Origin of the sequence: Pseudoflavonifractor phocaeensis (genome assembly GCF_021531375.1) — a bacterium.
Classification (GTDB): domain Bacteria; phylum Bacillota; class Clostridia; order Oscillospirales; family Oscillospiraceae; genus Lawsonibacter; species Lawsonibacter phocaeensis_B.
Map to the genome: position 1 here is coordinate 1 of NZ_JADYTU010000018.1, position 16,465 is coordinate 16,465.

At 63.8% G+C, this 16,465-nt stretch carries 15 protein-coding genes and 3 tRNA genes; 6 read left to right on the forward strand and 12 right to left on the reverse strand.

The features are described 5' to 3' along the window. Positions 1–192: 192 nt before the first annotated feature. From I6E39_RS07255 to I6E39_RS07290, 8 genes are all read right to left on the reverse strand, one after another. Positions 193–268 (reverse strand) — tRNA-Val (locus I6E39_RS07255). A 21-nt stretch (positions 269–289) separates the two neighbouring features. Beyond that, positions 290–364, reverse strand: a tRNA-Glu gene (locus I6E39_RS07260). A gap of 40 nt (positions 365–404) precedes the next feature. Next, positions 405–481, reverse strand: a tRNA-Met gene (locus I6E39_RS07265). A 116-nt stretch (positions 482–597) separates the two neighbouring features. Then, positions 598–828: a phage-shock protein gene (locus I6E39_RS07270; RefSeq protein ID WP_235380943.1), complete on the reverse strand. Its 231-nt coding sequence runs from the start codon at positions 826–828 to the stop codon at positions 598–600. A gap of 130 nt (positions 829–958) precedes the next feature. Further along, positions 959–4,639: a phosphoribosylformylglycinamidine synthase gene (locus I6E39_RS07275; RefSeq protein ID WP_235380944.1), complete on the reverse strand. Its 3,681-nt coding sequence runs from the start codon at positions 4,637–4,639 to the stop codon at positions 959–961. Between the two features lie 182 nt (positions 4,640–4,821). After that, complete coding sequence (locus tag I6E39_RS07280; protein WP_235380945.1) at positions 4,822–6,330, reverse strand: ABC transporter substrate-binding protein; 1,509 nt, start codon at positions 6,328–6,330, stop codon at positions 4,822–4,824. Between the two features lie 18 nt (positions 6,331–6,348). Then, entirely contained in the window at positions 6,349–7,161 is an 813-nt protein-coding gene (gene pgeF, locus I6E39_RS07285; protein ID WP_235380946.1) for a peptidoglycan editing factor PgeF, read from the reverse strand. A 183-nt stretch (positions 7,162–7,344) separates the two neighbouring features. Continuing rightward, positions 7,345–7,557: a hypothetical protein gene (locus I6E39_RS07290; protein ID WP_235380947.1), complete on the reverse strand. Its 213-nt coding sequence runs from the start codon at positions 7,555–7,557 to the stop codon at positions 7,345–7,347. A 111-nt stretch (positions 7,558–7,668) separates the two neighbouring features. Between I6E39_RS07290 and I6E39_RS07295 the strand changes: the two genes are divergently transcribed. Further along, positions 7,669–8,517 carry a DUF2238 domain-containing protein gene (locus tag I6E39_RS07295; protein WP_235380948.1) on the forward strand — a complete coding sequence of 283 codons (849 nt, stop codon included), beginning with the start codon at positions 7,669–7,671 and terminating at the stop codon, positions 8,515–8,517. Between the two features lie 53 nt (positions 8,518–8,570). Further along, a complete protein-coding gene (locus tag I6E39_RS07300) occupies positions 8,571–8,741 on the forward strand; it encodes a DUF1540 domain-containing protein (RefSeq protein ID WP_235380949.1) in 171 nt (56 codons plus the stop codon). A 74-nt stretch (positions 8,742–8,815) separates the two neighbouring features. Here I6E39_RS07300 and I6E39_RS07305 read toward each other — a convergent pair whose 3' ends face one another. The 4 genes from I6E39_RS07305 to I6E39_RS07320 all read right to left on the reverse strand — a co-directional run bounded on the left by I6E39_RS07305 (position 8,816) and on the right by I6E39_RS07320 (position 13,430). Beyond that, the gene (locus I6E39_RS07305; RefSeq protein ID WP_235380950.1) at positions 8,816–9,403 is read right to left on the reverse strand and encodes an Rnf-Nqr domain containing protein; all 588 of its coding nucleotides are present in this window, start codon (positions 9,401–9,403) and stop codon (positions 8,816–8,818) included. A 42-nt stretch (positions 9,404–9,445) separates the two neighbouring features. Beyond that, on the reverse strand, positions 9,446–11,101 hold the full coding sequence (locus I6E39_RS07310) for an RnfABCDGE type electron transport complex subunit D (RefSeq protein WP_235380951.1): 1,656 nt from the start codon (positions 11,099–11,101) through the stop codon (positions 9,446–9,448). After that, positions 11,098–12,420, reverse strand: coding sequence for an electron transport complex subunit RsxC (gene rsxC, locus I6E39_RS07315; protein WP_235380952.1), 1,323 nt, complete (start codon positions 12,418–12,420; stop codon positions 11,098–11,100). The genes I6E39_RS07310 and rsxC overlap by 4 nt, the downstream gene beginning before the upstream one ends. A 206-nt stretch (positions 12,421–12,626) precedes the next feature. Further along, positions 12,627–13,430 carry a glycoside hydrolase family 18 protein gene (locus I6E39_RS07320; protein ID WP_235380953.1) on the reverse strand — a complete coding sequence of 268 codons (804 nt, stop codon included), beginning with the start codon at positions 13,428–13,430 and terminating at the stop codon, positions 12,627–12,629. A 128-nt stretch (positions 13,431–13,558) separates the two neighbouring features. Between I6E39_RS07320 and I6E39_RS07325 the strand changes: the two genes are divergently transcribed. The 4 genes from I6E39_RS07325 to I6E39_RS07340 all read left to right on the forward strand — a co-directional run bounded on the left by I6E39_RS07325 (position 13,559) and on the right by I6E39_RS07340 (position 16,364). After that, positions 13,559–14,065, forward strand: coding sequence for a YqeG family HAD IIIA-type phosphatase (locus I6E39_RS07325; RefSeq protein WP_235380954.1), 507 nt, complete (start codon positions 13,559–13,561; stop codon positions 14,063–14,065). After that, on the forward strand, positions 14,062–14,925 hold the full coding sequence (locus I6E39_RS07330; RefSeq protein ID WP_235380955.1) for a TIM barrel protein: 864 nt from the start codon (positions 14,062–14,064) through the stop codon (positions 14,923–14,925). Before I6E39_RS07325 ends, I6E39_RS07330 begins: the two co-directional genes overlap by 4 nt. Before the next feature lie 151 nt (positions 14,926–15,076). Continuing rightward, a complete protein-coding gene (locus tag I6E39_RS07335) occupies positions 15,077–15,268 on the forward strand; it encodes a DUF6199 family natural product biosynthesis protein (protein ID WP_235380956.1) in 192 nt (63 codons plus the stop codon). A 31-nt stretch (positions 15,269–15,299) separates the two neighbouring features. Then, positions 15,300–16,364 (forward strand): aminopeptidase P family protein, encoded by a 1,065-nt coding sequence (locus I6E39_RS07340; RefSeq protein ID WP_235380957.1) that lies wholly within the window; start codon positions 15,300–15,302, stop codon positions 16,362–16,364. Positions 16,365–16,465: the final 101 nt, after the last annotated feature.

A 16,465-nucleotide genomic window follows, 5' to 3' on the forward strand; every position in this document is an offset into this window, starting at 1 on the left:
CCCCCTGACGTAGTCTATTTTCCTACATCAGGGGGTCTTTTGTCACTGTCCGTTTTTACTGGACCTGTTCACACACGGAGATCGGGCATTGTTTTTTGGGAACGTGTATCGTCGCTTTGTCGTCAAGCGTAAAAGTCAAGTCAATGGGAGAAAAAAGAAAATCCCTAGAGCCCTACGGCTCTAGGGATTTCTTGGTGGAGACAACAGAACTCGAATCTGTGACCTTCCGCGTGTGAGGCGGACGCTCTACCGGCTGAGCTATGCCTCCATATGGAACGGCTGAAAAGGGTGGTGACCCGGACGGGACTCGAACCCGTGTTGCCGCCGTGAAAGGGCGGAGTCTTAACCGCTTGACCACCGGGCCGTTTCTCCATATAGAATCGGACGAATATCCGTTGTTATTTTGGTAGCGGCACCTGGATTTGAACCGGGGACACTGCGGGTATGAACCGCATGCTCTAGCCAACTGAGCTATGCCGCCATGTCTGCTCGTCTCGAACAGGGCAAGAGATAGTATAGCGGAGAATGGCGGTTTTGTCAACAGAAATTTTCTATTTTTTTATTTTTTTCGTCCGAGTCCAGGGAGGTGCCCGGAGGTCAGCGGAGGATCAGGGACAAGCCGAAGGCAATGGCGGCGGGGAGCAGGGATTCCGCCTGGAAGGGCCGGTCCATTAGGGCACGGATGAAAAGGACTACGGCGGAGAGCCGAAGCAGCCAGGGCAGGAGAGCCCAGAAGAGAGCGATGGGGACGGACAGCAGGACCAGGACAACCCACAGAATGGGGATGGAGATCAGGCAGAGAATGGAAAGAGTCAGTAATGTGATCATAATGCGTTCTCCTTTTACTATGATGTCAGCATCATACCAGACTATGGTAAAAGGGAGGGAAAAGGAAGATTAAAATTCCATAAAAAACGGGGGCCGTCCAAAGACGGCCCCCGCGGGATAACGGGAAGTTTTACTTAAAGTACTCGGCGCCCGACTCGAAGAGGGGCTGGTGCTTGTTGCCGGGAATGTTGACGCCCACGAAGGGACCGCGGCGCTCCAGATGGCCCATCTTGCCGAAGACGCGGCCGTCGGGGGAGAAGATACCCTCGATGGCGGCCATGGAGCCATTGGGATTTGCGGCAATGTCCATGGTGGGCTGGCCGTTCAGATCCACATACTGGGTGGCGGCCTGGCCGTTGGCGATCAGACTGTCGATGACGGACTGGGGACCCACGAAGCGGCCCTCACCGTGGGAGATGGGGATGGTGTGCAGGTCGCCCACGTTGGACTTCAGCATCCAGGGGGACTGGACGGAGGCCACCCGGGTGGTGACGTACCGGGACTGGTGGCGGCCGATCAGGTTATAAGTCAGGGTGGGGCAGGAGTCGTCCATGGGACGGATCTCGCCGTAGGGCACCAGGCCCAGCTTGACCAGAGCCTGGAAGCCGTTGCAGATGCCCAGCATCAGACCGTCGCGGTTTTTCAGCAGGTCCATGATAGCCTCGGCGATGGCGGGGGAGCGGAGGAAGGAGGCGATGAACTTGCCGGAGCCGTCGGGCTCGTCGCCTCCGGAGAAGCCGCCGGGCAGCACTACCATCTGGGCGGAGCGGATGGCCTGCTCCAGGGCCTGGGCGGACTGGGCCAGGAAATCAGTGGTCAGGTTGCGGACCACCACGATCTCCGGGTCGATGCCGGCCCGGATACAGGCCTGGGCGGTGTCATACTCGCAGTTGGTGCCGGGGAAAACGGGGATGACCGCCTTGGGGTGGGCGCACTTGTGCTTGCAGACAGCGGGGGAGCGCTTGTCCCAGGAGATGGGAGCCACTGCCTCGCTGGTGCCCGCCAGAGTGGGGTAGACCTTCTCCATCACGCCGTCGTTGAGCTGACGCAGCTCGTCCACAGAGACGGCCTCGCCGGGCAGGGCGATGAAGGGAGCATGAGTGGTCTCACCCAGACGGATGGCGTTGGGGTCGTTGATCTCCTCGGTGAGCTCGGCCACGATTGCGCCGGGCTGGGGGGCGTACCAATCAACAGCCTCCATACCGGCCTGGAAGCCGATCCGGTTGCCGAAGGACATGTTCATCACGGCCTCGGCCAGACCGTTCTCCACGGCCCAGGCGGCCTTCACCTTGCCGGCCTGATGAAGGGCGTGGAAGGCCTCCCAAGCGGCCTTGCTGTCCTGGCTGGCGAACAGGTAGACGGGGTGCTCGGCGGCCTTGAACTCGGGGGACAGGACCTTGTCCGCCTTCACCGGGGCGATGGCGAAGGAGATCAGGGTGGGAGGCACGTCCTTGTCCAGGAAGGAGCCGGACATGGAGTCCTTACCGCCAATGGCGGCGGCCTCCAGCTCCAGCTGGGCGTCCAGGGCGCCCAACAGGGCGGAGAAGGGCTTGCCCCAGCGCTGGGGCTCATTACGCAGCTTCTCGAAGAACTCCTGGAAGGTCAGGTAAGCCTTGTGATAGTCGGCGCCGGTGGCCACCAGCTTGGCCATGGAGGTGTACACGGCGTCGTGGGAGCCGGCGTAGGGGTCCACGCTGGTCCGCTCGGGGTCAAAGCCCCAGGCCATGACGCTGGCCTGATCGGTCTCCTGGCCGGGCAGCACGGGGAACAGGGCGGCCATGGCCTGGGCGGGGGTAGCCTGGGTCTTGCCGCCGAAGGGCATCAGCACGGAGGCGGCGCCGATGGAGCCGTCAAACCGCTCGGTCAGCCCGCGGCGGGAGCCGCACTTCAAGCTGGCGGCCATCTCCTTCAGATTGGTGAACTGGGCCTTGCCCAGCTGGGAGCGGTCTGCCTTGTCAACGGAGACAGCGGCGTGCTTGACAGCGCCGTTGGTGTTCAGGAATTCACGGGATAGGTCGGCGATCTTCAGGCCCTTCCAGTGCATGACCATCCGGGGGCTCTCGGTGACGGTGGCGACCCGGTAGGCCTCCAGATTTTCAGCCTCGGCGGCGGCGATAAACTTGTCCACATCCTCGGCGGCCACCACCACGGCCATACGCTCCTGAGATTCGGAGATGGCCAGCTCGGTGCCGTCCAGACCGTCGTACTTCTTGCGGACGGCGTCCAGCTCGATCTCCAGACCGTCGGCCAGCTCGCCGATGGCCACGGACACGCCGCCGGCGCCGAAGTCGTTGCACCGCTTGACCAGGCGGGTCACCTCGCCGTTGCGGAACAGGCGCTGGATCTTCCGCTCCTCGGGGGCGTTGCCCTTCTGGACCTCGGAGGCCATGGTGGTCAGGGACTTCTTGTTGTGGCTCTTGGAGGAGCCGGTAGCGCCGCCAATGCCGTCGCGGCCGGTGCGGCCGCCCAGCAGGATGACCACGTCGCCGGGGGCGGGATGCTCCCGGACCACGTTCTCAGCGGGGGCGGCGCCCACCACCGCACCGCACTCCAGGCGCTTGGCGATGTAGCCGTCATGGTAAACCTCGGCCACATGGCCGGTGGCCAGACCGATCTGGTTGCCGTACGAGGAGTAGCCCGCCGCGGCGGTGGTGGCCAGCTTCCGCTGGGGCAGCTTGCCCTCCAGAGTCTGGTCAAAGGGAACCCGGGGATCGCCGCCGCCGGTGAAGCGCATGGCCTGGTGGACATAGACGCGGCCGGACAGGGGGTCACGGATGCAGCCGCCGATACAGGTGGCCGCGCCGCCGAAGGGCTCGATCTCGGTGGGGTGGTTGTGGGTCTCGTTCTTGAACATCAGCAGCCAGTCCTGCTCCTTGCCGTCCACCTGGGCGGGGACGTGGATGGAGCAGGCGTTGATCTCCTCGGACTCGTCCAGTTCGGGCAGCAGGCCCCGCTTCTTCAGGGTCTTGGCGCCGATGGTGGCCAGATCCATCAGGGTCTGGGGCCGCTTGGCGGCCTTCTCCTCGCCGTAGACCTCCACCCGGGCGGCCAGGTACCGCTCATAGGCGGCGCGGATCTCGGGGTCGGCGATGTCCACGGAGTCCAGATGGGTGGAGAAGGTGGTGTGGCGGCAGTGGTCGGACCAGTAAGTGTCCACCACGCGGACCTCAGTGATGGTGGGGTCCCGCTTCTCCTCGTCACGGAAGTAGGCCTGGAGGAACTTCAGATCGTCCAGATCCATGGCCAGGCCCAGAGAGGACAGCAGGTCGCTGAGTCCCGCCTCGTCCAGGGCGGTAAAGCTGTCAATGGTGGCCACATGATCGGGGATGTCATAAGTACGGACCAGCGTCTCGGGCTTGTCCGGGGAGGCCTCCCGGCTCTCCACGGGGTTGATGAGGTAGCCGCGGATCTTGTCCAGGTCGCCCTGGGTCAGCTCGCCCTCCAGGACGTACACCTTGGCGTGGGCGATGAGAGGGCGGTCCACGCCGGCCATCAGCTGGATACACTGGGCGCAGGAGTCGGAGCGCTGGTCAAACTGGCCGGGCAGTGCCTCCACCGCCAGAATGGCGTGGGGCTGGGCGGGCAGGGGGAAGGTCTCGTCATAGACCACGTCCACCTGGGGCTCGGAAAAGACGATGCCCTTGGCCTGCTCGTAGACGGCGGGGTCGATCTGGTCGGCGTCGTAGCGGTTCAGGATGGCCACGGACTTCAGACCCTGGATGCCCAGCTGCTCCTGAAGGGCCTTGCACAGCCCCTGGGCCTCTACGTCAAAGCCGGGCTTTTTCTGGGAATAACAGCGAAAAACACTCATACTTTTGATTCCTCCACTTTATTTGAGAGCGTGAAAACCGGGGCGCGGAGTGCAAAAATGATCAGGGGACCGGTGCTTCCCCTCCGCACGCCGCGGTTTACGCTCAAAATTTATCTTTGTATACGCAGAAAAACGTGCGCGGAAAATATCTTCACGCTCCGTTCTTTTCTGCCGAGGGTATCTCAGGAGATGCTCCAGTTTTCCAACTGGGCGAACACGTTGCCCCGAATGGGGGCCAGACCGGACAGCCGGCACCATTGGGTGAGGACAGAGCCGTTTTTGAAGCAGATGGGGACGATGGGGGTCTGCTGCTCCAGATATGCAAACAGGGCCTGGGCGGCCGTCTTCCGCTGGAGGCCGGAGGTGCCCCGCAGGTCGGCCAGCAGCAGGTCGGCCTCACCGTCCTGCCACCCGCCGTAGTTCAAGGTGCCGGTGGAGGACAGCAGGGGGGACAGGTCAAAGTCGGCGGTGAGGACCACTTCCCCCAAATAGAGGTCAAAGTTCCCGGCAGCCAGAGCGGCGGTATAGTCCGCAAAGGCCAGCTTGGACAGGGTGACCTTCAGACCGGCGGCCTCCAATTGATCCGCAATGCGCTGGGCGGCGGCGGTTTTGGCGGTGTTTTCGCTGTTCACCACCATGGTGAGGGAGCGGCCTGACAGCCGCAGCTCCTCGATCTGGGACGCCAACTGTTCCGGGTCATAGGAGAGCGCCTGGGCAAGTTCCTCGTCGTACAGGGAACTGGCGGGGTGGACGGGCAGGGAAGCGGCGGCGGCGTGGCGGGCGTAGTCCACCTGAACGATGGAATCCCGGTCCACGGCCAGGGCCAGGGCACGGCGGACCTCCGGACGCTGACAGATCCCCCGCTGGACGTTGAAGCCCAGATAGAGGAAATCGGTTGTGGCGTAGTCCCAGGTTTCATAATTGCCCGAGTAGCCCAGGGCGTTGGTGCCCATCAGATCCACGTCAACCAGACCGGTGTCGCCGGAGGCGAAGGAGGAGATCAGATCGTCGCTGCGCTCCACCGCTGTCAGAGGGATCTCACGGGCGGGGAGAGCCTTGCACTGCCACCAGTCGCTGCGGGCGGTGAGGAGCAGTTCTTCCCCCTCACCGGACAGTATATAAGGGCCGGTGCCGGCGGGGCGGTCTCCCGAGCCGTTGGCGATGGGGATGTCCAGCAGAGCGGGCAGGTCCCCGTTGGGGCGGCTGAGGGTAACGGTGACGGAGCCGTCTCCGGCGGTGACGGAGGTTACGTCCCGGAGCCGCTGGGCGTAGCGGGAGCCCTCCTGCCGGGCAGTGTTCAAAGCGGCGGCTACGGCCTCAGCCGTGAGGGGGGTGCCGTCGGAAAAGGTGACGCCGGACCGCAGCGTAAAGGTCCAGGACAGGTTGTCCGGACCGGCGGTATAGCTCTGGCACAGTACGGGGACGGCCTGAAAGGAACCGTCCAGCTGGAACAGGGGCTCATAGAGCAGAGGGACCAAGGTCAGATTGGCCCGGTTTTCCGCCAGAACGGGGTGAAGGCTGTAAGCAGGGTAAACCGCCAAAGAGAAGGGAATGTCCACCGGGACCTGGGAGGCGTCGGGGACAGGCGAGGCCGAGCCGGACTGGCTGCCCGAGGCTCCGTCCGACGGACCGCAGGCCGCCAGAGACAGGGCCAGGGCGGCGGATAACAGCAGAGAGAGAAGTCGTCTCATACAGGTTCCTTTTCGCGTTCAAATAAGTTGGATCATGGCGGCCATGCTGCCCCGGGCGTTCCCCTGGACCCGGTGGGACCAGAAAGTATCCAGCCGGCAGGCGGTGCAGGCGGTACAGAGGGCAATGTGGTCCGGCGTAAGGCCGGACCGCTCCAGCCACCGGGCGTTGGCCCGCTTCAGATCCACAGTGAATTTCCCGCCTCCGGGCAGGGGGCGGATAAAAGGTTCCGCGTCGGCGCCCAACCCGGCCCGCAGACCCTCGGGGACGTCGGCGTGGGTCTCGAAGCAGCATGGACCGATGCCGGGGCCGATGGCGGCCAAAATATGCTCCGGAGCGCAGCCGTAGTCCCGGACCATGGCCTCCGCCGCCCGGGCGGCAATGCCGGCGGCGGTGCCCCGCCAGCCCGCGTGGACGGCGGCAATGACCCGGGCCTGGGGGTCGTAGAATAGAATGGGGATGCAGTCCCCGGAGAAGACAGTGAGACTTACCCCCGGCACATCGGTAATGAGGCCGTCGGCCTCAAAGACGCCGGGGGCGGCGGGATCGGACTGAATATCGGCCGCGGTGACCGGGCGGACCCGGTCGCTGTGGACCTGGTGATTTTTGACCAGCGCCGTCACATCGGCGCCCAGAGCGGCGCAGAACCGGGAAAAATTCTCCCGGACCCGGTTGGGGTCGTCCCCGCGGTTGGCCCCCAGATTCAAACTCTCCCAGGGAGCGGGGGAGACGCCGCCCAGGCGTGTGGAAAAGCCATGGACGGTCCCGGCCCAGGCGGGGTGGGCACAGGCATAAAAAGAGACGCCATGGCGCTCCCGGCGGATAATGTCCATGGCTGTCCCTCCATTTCCCTGATGATGTTTTATTTTATCCCAAAATTCTGGTTCTGACAACCCATAACAAGGGAGAAATGCGCCAATGTTTTTGAGGGGAAGGGGGCGTTCTGCCCAAAATGGCGGCACGCCGCAGGTTGTCAGTCAGGCCGGCTGCTGTCGGAAACGCCGGGCGCGGGGAGATCAGAGCTGCTGCAGCTCCCGCAGGGTGTCCTGAATGGTCTTTTTGGGCAGATAGACCGCCGCCATCTCCACCAGCTGTTTCAGCGTCAGAGTCCGGGCCGCCGCCACCATGGGGTGCTGCATCAGCTTGCCGAACCGGCGTTGGAACACCGCCCGGGACTTGGGATTGTCCAGCAGCTCCCCCACCGTGATGTTCTGATTATGTAGATCCAAAGAGATCACCTCCACCCATAGTGTATGTGGGCGGGGCGGTTTCTTGACTTTCTTTTTGGAGAGGTATATCATAAAAATATACAAAAGGGACAAGCTGGAAGGGAGAAACTTATGAAAAAATCCGGGGTGAAAGCGGTCATGAAGGCGGCTCATCAGGAACTCAAACGGAAGAGAAGCGTGACCGTAGTATATCTGGTGCTGCGTTTAATGGTCATTCTCATCATGGTGGCCCAGTTTTTCAACCGCAATTTTGAAAATGTCTTCCTGTGTTTGCTCACCTTGGTCCTGTTCCTGCTGCCCACCATTTTTGAACGCAGACTCAAGATCGACCTTCCGGACACGCTGGAGATCGTCATCATGCTGTTTATTTTCGCGGCGGAGATCCTGGGGGAGATCCGTGCCTTCTATACCACCTTCCAGGGGTGGGATACCATGCTCCACACCATTAACGGCTTTCTCTGCGCCGCCATCGGCTTCTGTCTGGTGGACATGTTCGACCGGAACGAGCGGTTTTCCCTGACCCTCTCCCCCGTCTTTATGGCCATCGTGGCCTTCTGTTTCTCCATGACCATCGGTGTGCTGTGGGAATTTTTCGAGTGCGCCATGGACCAGCTGTTCCTGCTGGACATGCAGAAGGACACGGTGCTCAGCAGCATCTCCTCCGTCATGCTGGACCCCACCGGGGGTAATACGCCCGTGGCCATCAAAGGGATCACCGACGTGATCGTGGTGGCAAACGGAGAGCAGATCCCCCTGGGCGTGGGAGGCTATCTGGACGTTGGCATTCTGGACACCATGAAGGACCTGGTGGTCAACTTCGTGGGCGCGGTGGTGTTTTCCTTCATCGGATATTTCTACGTAAAGGGGAGAGGCAAGGGCCGCTTTGCCCGGCGCTTTATTCCCCGGGTGCTGAGCGGTGCGGAGGAGGAGAAACAGGAATCTGAACAGACCGGAGAATAATCCCGCTGCTGAGTGTCCATACTAAGGCCATCCCAAATGAGGAGGTTTGACGTATGGATCAGAAGTCCTGTAATACCAGCATCAAGTGCAGCGTCTCCAGCTGCGCGTTCCACAACGGTCCCTATAATTGCTGTTCGCTGGAGTCCATCAAGGTGGGCTGCTGCGACTCCACCCCCACCAAGTGTGAGGGGACCGAGTGTGCGTCCTTCGAGCTGGCCAAGTGATCCTGAGGCCTGAGAAATGAAAAAATCCGCCGCGGAATGAAGTTCCGCGGCGGATTTTCCTGTTTTCGAGAAAATCAGCCGACATGCAGTCCGTAAAAACCCACCAGCGCTAACGCCATCAGCCCGGCGGTGATGAGCAGGATGGGGGTGCCCCGGAAGCATCTGGGGCAGCTGTCAAAGTTGACCTCCTCCCGCAGACTGGCAAAGCTGGCCAGCGCCACGGTGGCGCCGATGCCGCCCAGGAAGGAGAAGAGGAGGGCGGCGGGCAGGCTGTAGCTGCGCTGGGCCACCAGCAGGGCGGAGCCCAGCGCGGCGCAGTTGGTGGACACGGCGGCCAGGTTGCCGTCCATGCGGCGGGACAGCTCGGGTACGCAGACCCGGATAAACTTCCGCAGTCCGGCCACCAGTCCGGGAATCAGCAGGGCCAGAAACAGCAGCCGGTAGTATTGCCAGCTGAACCGGGTGAAGACCAAAAAGTCAGCCAGCCAGGAGCACAGCGCTCCCAGCACCATGACCACCGTGAGGCAGTACCCGGTCCGCAGGGCGTCCACGGGGTCCCGAAAGCTGCGGACCCGGGTGCCGATGCCCATGCAGTTGACCAGAATGAAGTTTTCCGAGAGCAGGGCGGCCAGGGCTACCCCGGCCAGATCTAAAATACCCATGGAGCGGCCTCCTTTCCCGACGGAGCCCGGTACAGGGAGACGTCAGACCTCTCCATCCACATAGCTCACGTCGCCTCCTTCCAAATCCAGATTGGCTACGATGGCCAGTGCCCGGTTGACACCGGCGGTAATGGCCTGAGAAGTGGCGGTGGCGCCGGACACAGCGTCCACCGAGTTAGCCCCCGAGGAACGGATGGTGCCCGATTTGCCCACATAGCGCCGCAGGGCGGCGGGGGTCATGGCCTCGGTGCCGACGCCGGAGGTCTCCTTGTGGTCGGTGACGGCCACTCCGGTGACCCGGCCGTCCAGATCCACGCCCACCTCCATGGTAACGACGCCACCGAAACCATGGGCCTGGATCTCCACGCAGTAGCCCACCAGCTCATTGTCCTCACTGTAGCCGGCCTGGATGCTCAGAGCGCCCACGGCCCGGTAGGGGATCTCAGAACTGAAGGCGGCCTGGGGCATCACCTGGGACAGCAGCTCCTGCTGGGCATCTGTCTCAGCCCGGGCGGTGTCTAAATCGGTAAAGCGGTGAACGCCGAAGATGACCAGGCCGGTGGCTAGGATCACCGCGCCCAGACAGGACAGAGCCTTGGCCTGGGCACGAATCTGGTCCAGATGCTCCTCGCCGGGCATTTTGCCGCCTTTGATCAGGGTGAAGTGGAGGTTGGGCTTGATGAAGCGGATCTCCTCCAGATTCCGGCGCAGGCGGCTCAGCCACTCGCGAAGGACCGAGAACCGGCCGGCGCCGAACCGCCGGGGCATTCCGGCCCGGTCCAGCAGCCACACGCAGCAGTTCATGGTAAGAATGGCCCAGCCTACCCCCTCGGGGTAGGAACTGAAGCTGCGCAGCAGCATGGTCAGGGCTCCGCAGCCCGCGCCGAACATAAGCTGGCCCCGGGGCGTGACGGGAGAGGTGGTGGGATCGGTGGCGAAGAAGAAGGCGCCCAGGAGCAGACCGCCGCTGAGCAGCTGCGCAGTCATCCAGGCCATGGAGCCCACCCCCTCCGGCGGGAGCAGCAGGGCCAACAGGGCCACCGTGCCCAGATAGGCGGTGGGGATGCGCCAGGAGATGACCCGGCGCAGGATCAGGTAGAGCCCGCCCAGTAGCAGCATGACGGCGGACACCTCGCCCATGCAGCCCCCCTGCTGGCCCAGGAACAGCTGCCCCGGGGTCTGGGGCGGCAGGGTGCCCGCATGGAGGTAGGACAGAGGGGTGGCGGCGGATACCGCATCCACCCCCAAAAGGGGAAGCCGGTCCAGGGGCTTGGACCAGTTGGTCATCAGAACGGGGAAGGTGGCCAGCAGCATCCGGCCGGCCAGAGCGGGATTCATAAAGTTTTTGCCCAGACCGCCGTAGAACTGTTTGACTACCACGATGGCGAAGGCCGCGCCCAGGATGGGGACCCAGTAGGCGGCGGTGGCGGGCAGGCTCAGCGCCAGCAGCAGACCGGTGACGCAGGCGGACAGGTCCCGGAGGGTGTCACTCTGGCCAGTGAGGCGGCGGTAAAGGAATTCAAAGAGCAGACAGGAACCGATGGAGACGGCGGCGAGGACCAGGACCCGGAAGCCGAAGAAGAACACCGCCATGGCCGTGGTGGGGAGCAGGGCCACCAGCACGTCCCCCATCATGGCGGAGGTGTTGGAGGGTTGTCCCACCTGGGGGGGCAGGCGGAGGGAACGGGTGGAATTCATTGGGCCTGACCTCCCTTCTCAAGCAGCTGGCCGGCCTGGCGCACCAGTTCCACCAGGGGAATACGGGCCGGGCAGATATAGGAGCAGCAGCCGCACTCCATGCAGTCCTCCGGGTGGAGCTTGGGCAGCTTGCGCAGCTCGTTCTGGCGGACGGCCTGGCTGATGAACACGGGGGCCAGGTGCATGGGACAGGCGGCCACGCATTTGCCGCAGCGGATGCACACCGATTCCTGGTCGGCCGGCCGGCGCTCCTGGCCGGTCAGACAGAGCAGTCCGTTTGTGCTTTTGATGACCGGGACCTCCAGATCCGGCTGGGGGGTGCCCATCATGGGTCCTCCGGTGAGGATCAGATCGGCTTTTTCCCGCAGGCCTCCCGCCTCTTCCAGCAGGCAGCGCAGGGGGGTGCCGATGGGGACCCACAGGTTCCGGGGGCGGGCCACCGCTCCGCCGGTGACGGTGACGGTCCGGTGGGTCAGGGCTTTTCCCCGGAAGAGGGATTCCTGAATGGCGAAGACGGTGGCCACGTTGAGGACCACGCATTTCACCTCCAGGGGGGTGCCGCCCGGGGGGACCTCCCGGCCGGTGACGGTCTGGACGACCTGCTTTTCCGCGCCCAGAGGGTAGCGCGTGCCGATGGTGCACAGCTCCACTTTGCCGCTGCGCTTACGCAGCCGGCGCTCCACCGCCTCGGCGGCGTTGAGCTTGTCCCCCTCGGTGACCAGAACGGCCCGCTGGGCCCCCAGAGCCCGGGCCAGAGTCTGGGCGCCCTGGAGGATCTTGTCGCTGCGCTCCAGCAGCAGCCGGTGGTCGGCGGTGATATAGGGCTCGCACTCAGCGGCGTTGACGATCAGGGTGTCCACACGGCCGGCGGCTTGGCGGAGCTTTTCCGCCGTGGAGTAGGCGCCGCCGCCCATACCGGTGATCCCCGCCTCCCGCACCCGGGCCAAAAGCAGCTCCCGGGTGACCTGGGTGGGATCCAGCGGCTCAGGACGGCCGGACCAGGGGGTGTTCCGGCCGTCGTTCTCCAAAAGAATGGCCTCGCAGACACCGCCCCAGGGGTGGGGCCGCTCTTCAATGGCGACTACCCGTCCGGAGACGCTGGCGTGGGCGGAGGCGCTCAGCCCCTGCCCCAGAGCGATGGGCTGGCCGATGGCCACCCGGTCCCCCGGCTTGACGGCGGGGGTTGCGGCCTCTCCGGTGCTCATGACCAGGGGGATGACCACCTGGCTGGGCTGGCGCTCCATTCGGGCGATGGGCTTTCGCCTGGTGCTCTCTTTATGGGGAGCGGGGTTCACCCCGCCGAAAAAGAAATGTCTCATTGGCTGACCTCCCCGTATTTTTGCCCCTTTTTCCGGATGATAGGACAAAATACGTGCCAAAATGCGGTTTACATACAAATTACATCATAATCCAGCTCGCCCCCTTCTGTCCAGACCCTTTCTGAAAAGTTCACAGTTTTCTCAAAAAATTCCCGGCTTGGCCGGCATAAAAACCGCCCGCCCGGGCCCGGCGCGGGCGGTTTTGGTCAGCGGATATTTTTCATCTGGGGGGCTGTACGGGGCAAGCCGAGCTGTCCGGCGTGCTCCTCCACCTCGGCCCAGGGGGCCAGAAAGGTGTGGATGCCGGCCCGGCGGGCCACCTCCAGCTTGCGGCACAGGGTATCCCCGTCATCAAAGAGAACAAAGTGGGCGCCGCTCTCCCGGCTCATATAGGTGAAGTACCGGGCGCAGAGTTCCCGGGAGAAGAACACCGAGGGGCGGAACCGGTCCAGCCGCTCCCGCAGCTCCTCCCGGGTCAGAGAGACGCCGCTGCCCGAGGGGGAGGGGAGAAAAAAGTCCTCCGCCGTCCGTTGGAGGGACAGGGCCACCCGGTTTCGGCCGAAACGCTCCGCGGCCTCCTCCAGCCGGAGCGCCAGGGAGCCGCCGGACAGGGCGGAGGGGATCAGCACTTTGGCATGGGGGGCGCAGTGGCCGTAAGGTTCCGGGACGAAGAGACTCCAGCCCCTCCGGGCGAAGATGCCGTCCAGCTGGGAGGCCATCTGCTCCAGAGGGGGCGTTCGCCCCTCAAAGTCCAGCACCGCCCCGGAGAAGCTTCGGGCCAGACATTCCCGGACCACCTCCTGGCAAAAGGGCGCCAACGGTCCCAGACCGTCGAAGCCCCGGTTGTCCAGCACCATCAGCCCGCCCTTCAGGGGCACGGCCCCTCCGGAACGGAACAGGTGGGGGCCCCGGCCCACGCGGTAGGCCAGATGGGCGGGCGTGACGTCCCAGCCCTGAAGGGCCCGGAGCTGCTGGGGCAAAATGGGAATATAAAAGGTATCCTGCGACATGAACGGCTCCCCCTTGTCCATTTTTTTCAAACGTGGTATGATAACTTGAAACGGGCGGAAGCCCGCCCGGCGCGCTCTCCAAAACCTATTCTGCGCGCCCCATATTTAGAACAAAGGAGGACACCTTCGTGCCCTTTTCACTGATCCCACGGGGGGTCTATCCCTCGGTGACCGCCCTGGAGCCGGAGGCTCTGGCGGCCAAAGGCGTTCGCCTGGTGCTGGCCGATCTGGACAATACCCTGGTGCCCTACAAGGTGCCCGAGCCCACACCGGACATCGTGGCCTGGAAGGAGGCCCTGGAGCGGGCGGGCATCCGCCTGTTCCTGCTGTCCAACAGCCGGAAGCCCCACCGGGCCCGGCACTTCGCGGAAGCCCTGGGTATTCCCTTCCAGGGCCACTCCGGCAAGCCCAAGCGGGGCGGTTATTTCAAGGCCATGGAGCGGATGGGCGCAAGGCCGGAGGAGACCGTCATGGTGGGAGACCAGATCTTTACCGATACCCTGGGCGCCAACCGGGCGGGGGTCGTCCCCCTGTTGGTGGAGCCTATCCGCCTGGCGGGCAACCCCGGGCGGTATATCCGCTACGCCGTGGAGACCCCCTTCCGTGCCCTGGGAAGAAGGAGGCCCTTTGTATGAGCGCCAGATTCGGCCCCGCCGGCAATTCCGACAGCTTTTCCAAAGTCCACAAGTCCTCTCTGGACGCTCCGAAATGGATCGCCGACTTTGGCCTGGACTGCTATGAGTACCAGTGCGGCAAGGGTGTCCATGTGGGGGAGGAGACCGCCCGCAGGGTGGGGGAGAACGCCCGGGCGGCGGGTATTTCCCTGTCTCTCCACGCCCCCTACTTTATCAACCTGGCAAACCCCGACCCGGACAGTCTGAAAAAGACAATCGGCTATATCACCGGCGCCTGCTCAGTGGCCGGGCGGATGGGAGCGGACCGGGTGGTCATCCACTCGGGCGCGCTGATGAAGCGGACCCGCCGGGAAGCTCTGGAGATCGCGAAACGGTCCCTGCGGGAGGTCCTGGCCGCCTGCGACGACCAGGGCTTCGGCCACATCGCCCTGTGCCCCGAGACCATGGGAAAGATCAATCAGTTGGGGGACCTGGACGAGGTGCTGGAGCTGTGCGCCCTGGACGGGCGGCTGGTACCCTGTATCGACTTCGGCCACCTGTATGCCCGCTCCCTGGGGGCGGACAACGGCCCCGAGGCCGTGGAGCGGATGCTGAACCGGGTGGAGGAGGCGCTGGGGGCAGAGCGGGCCAGTACCTTTCACAGCCACTTTTCCCACATCCAGTTCACCCCCAACGGGGGCGAGAAGTGCCACCGGACCTTCGACGATGACGACGGCTACGGCCCCGACTGGGACCCTCTGGCCGCTGCAATCGCCCGCCGGGGCTGGAGCCCCACGTTTATCTGCGAATCGGCAGGCACCCAGGCGGAGGACGCGCTGACCATGAAGCGGGTCTATCAGGAGCAGTGGAAGCGGCTGTGACGGAGCGGCTTATCCCATAAAGGACGCCTTTGTCGGGGCTGCCCCGGTATCCCCGGATATTCTCGGGGGTGGTCCTATGCAAGACAGCCCCGGAAGGACCATTGAGAAAGAAAAGAAGCACCGCGCAGGCGGCGCGGGAATGGAGGAGACGATGGACAATATTGTTTTTGGCGCGGTCTTGATCGCCGTAGGCGCGTTGGAGGCCATCCGCCCCAAGGAACTGTGGAAATTTGCCCACGGAGGACGCAAGAGACACACTGAACCCACACAGCGGGAACTGCTGATCAGCCGGATCGGCGGTATGGCGCTGGTTCTGGTCGGCGTGGCCTGCTTTTTCCTTTAATATTAGAACCGAGATTAAGGAGTCTTGATAGATGAACCATATCGCGCGCATTTCCCAAAAACTGCCCGACTACGGCCTGGACGCTATGCTCATCACCAGCCAGTCCGGAGAACGCTATGCCCTGGGCTTCCACGGGGAGGGTATGCTGCTGGTCACCCGGGAGGGGGCCCACTACACCACCGACGGCCGGTATATCGAGGCCGCCCGGGAACGGATCACCGGGGCCCAGGTCTCTCTGGTCACCCGGAGCAGCGGCCATCTGGCCCAGGCCCGGGCCTACATCGAGGAAAATGGACTGCATAACGTGGGCTTTGAGAGCGCCAGCCTGACGGTGGACGCCCACCGGCGCTACGCCCAGGAGCTGCCCTGTATCCTGACGCCCGCCCAGCCCCTGCTGGACTCCCTGCGGGCCTCCAAGGACGAGGAGGAGCTGGAGGTCATGCGCCGGGCCCAGAAGATCACCGACGAGGCCTTCAAGGCCATCTTGAATTTCATCCGCCCGGGCATGACGGAGCGGGAGATCGCGGCCCGTCTGGTCTATGAGATGATGAGCCGGGGCGGAGAGCGGGTGTCCTTTGACCCCATCGTGGCCTCCGGCGCCAACGGCTCCATGCCCCACGCCGTACCCGGGGACCAGATGGTGGATACGGGGATGTTTATCACCATGGACTTCGGCTGCGTTTTGAACGGATATTGCTCCGATATGACCCGAACCGTGGCGCTGGGCCAGCCTACCGAGGAGATGGAGCGGGTCTATGCCACCGTCCTGGCCGCCCAGAAGGCGGGCATCAATGCCGCTCGGGCCGGGGTGACGGGGCAGGAGGTGGACGCGGCCGCCCGCCGGGTCATTGAAGAGGCGGGGTATGGGGAATATTTTACCCACAGCTTCGGCCACAGTCTGGGCATTGACATCCACGAGGCACCCAGCGCCAGCCCCAGCGAGACCGCCGTGCTGCCCGCGGGCGCGGTTATCTCCGCCGAGCCCGGCATCTACCTGCCCGTCCGGTTCGGCGTGCGGATCGAGGATGTGCTGATCCTGAAGGAAGGGGGCTGCGAGGATATTACCCGCTCCCCCAAGGATCTGATCGTGCTGTAAGGCGCGAAAAATTCGCGGGGAATCCCCGCAATTCCATGGAAACCCTCTTGTCAAAGCGGGGAAAATGGGGTAAAATAAATCAGCTTATATATAAATAGTGG

What these genes read in the sequence shown, in the direction of transcription:
- I6E39_RS07340 (WP_235380957.1), top strand. Translation starts at nt 15,300, where the DNA reads ATGAACCATATCGCGCGCATTTCCCAAAAACTGCCCGACTACGGCCTG.
- I6E39_RS07335 (WP_235380956.1), top strand. Translation starts at nt 15,077, where the DNA reads ATGGACAATATTGTTTTTGGCGCGGTCTTGATCGCCGTAGGCGCGTTG.
- I6E39_RS07300 (WP_235380949.1), top strand. Translation starts at nt 8,571, where the DNA reads ATGGATCAGAAGTCCTGTAATACCAGCATCAAGTGCAGCGTCTCCAGC.
- I6E39_RS07305 (WP_235380950.1), bottom strand. Translation starts at nt 9,403, where the DNA reads ATGGGTATTTTAGATCTGGCCGGGGTAGCCCTGGCCGCCCTGCTCTCG.
- I6E39_RS07275 (WP_235380944.1), bottom strand. Translation starts at nt 4,639, where the DNA reads ATGAGTGTTTTTCGCTGTTATTCCCAGAAAAAGCCCGGCTTTGACGTA.
- I6E39_RS07310 (WP_235380951.1), bottom strand. Translation starts at nt 11,101, where the DNA reads ATGAATTCCACCCGTTCCCTCCGCCTGCCCCCCCAGGTGGGACAACCC.
- pgeF (WP_235380946.1), bottom strand. Translation starts at nt 7,161, where the DNA reads ATGGACATTATCCGCCGGGAGCGCCATGGCGTCTCTTTTTATGCCTGT.
- I6E39_RS07270 (WP_235380943.1), bottom strand. Translation starts at nt 828, where the DNA reads ATGATCACATTACTGACTCTTTCCATTCTCTGCCTGATCTCCATCCCC.
- I6E39_RS07320 (WP_235380953.1), bottom strand. Translation starts at nt 13,430, where the DNA reads ATGTCGCAGGATACCTTTTATATTCCCATTTTGCCCCAGCAGCTCCGG.
- rsxC (WP_235380952.1), bottom strand. Translation starts at nt 12,420, where the DNA reads ATGAGACATTTCTTTTTCGGCGGGGTGAACCCCGCTCCCCATAAAGAG.
- I6E39_RS07295 (WP_235380948.1), top strand. Translation starts at nt 7,669, where the DNA reads ATGAAAAAATCCGGGGTGAAAGCGGTCATGAAGGCGGCTCATCAGGAA.
- I6E39_RS07330 (WP_235380955.1), top strand. Translation starts at nt 14,062, where the DNA reads ATGAGCGCCAGATTCGGCCCCGCCGGCAATTCCGACAGCTTTTCCAAA.
- I6E39_RS07280 (WP_235380945.1), bottom strand. Translation starts at nt 6,330, where the DNA reads ATGAGACGACTTCTCTCTCTGCTGTTATCCGCCGCCCTGGCCCTGTCT.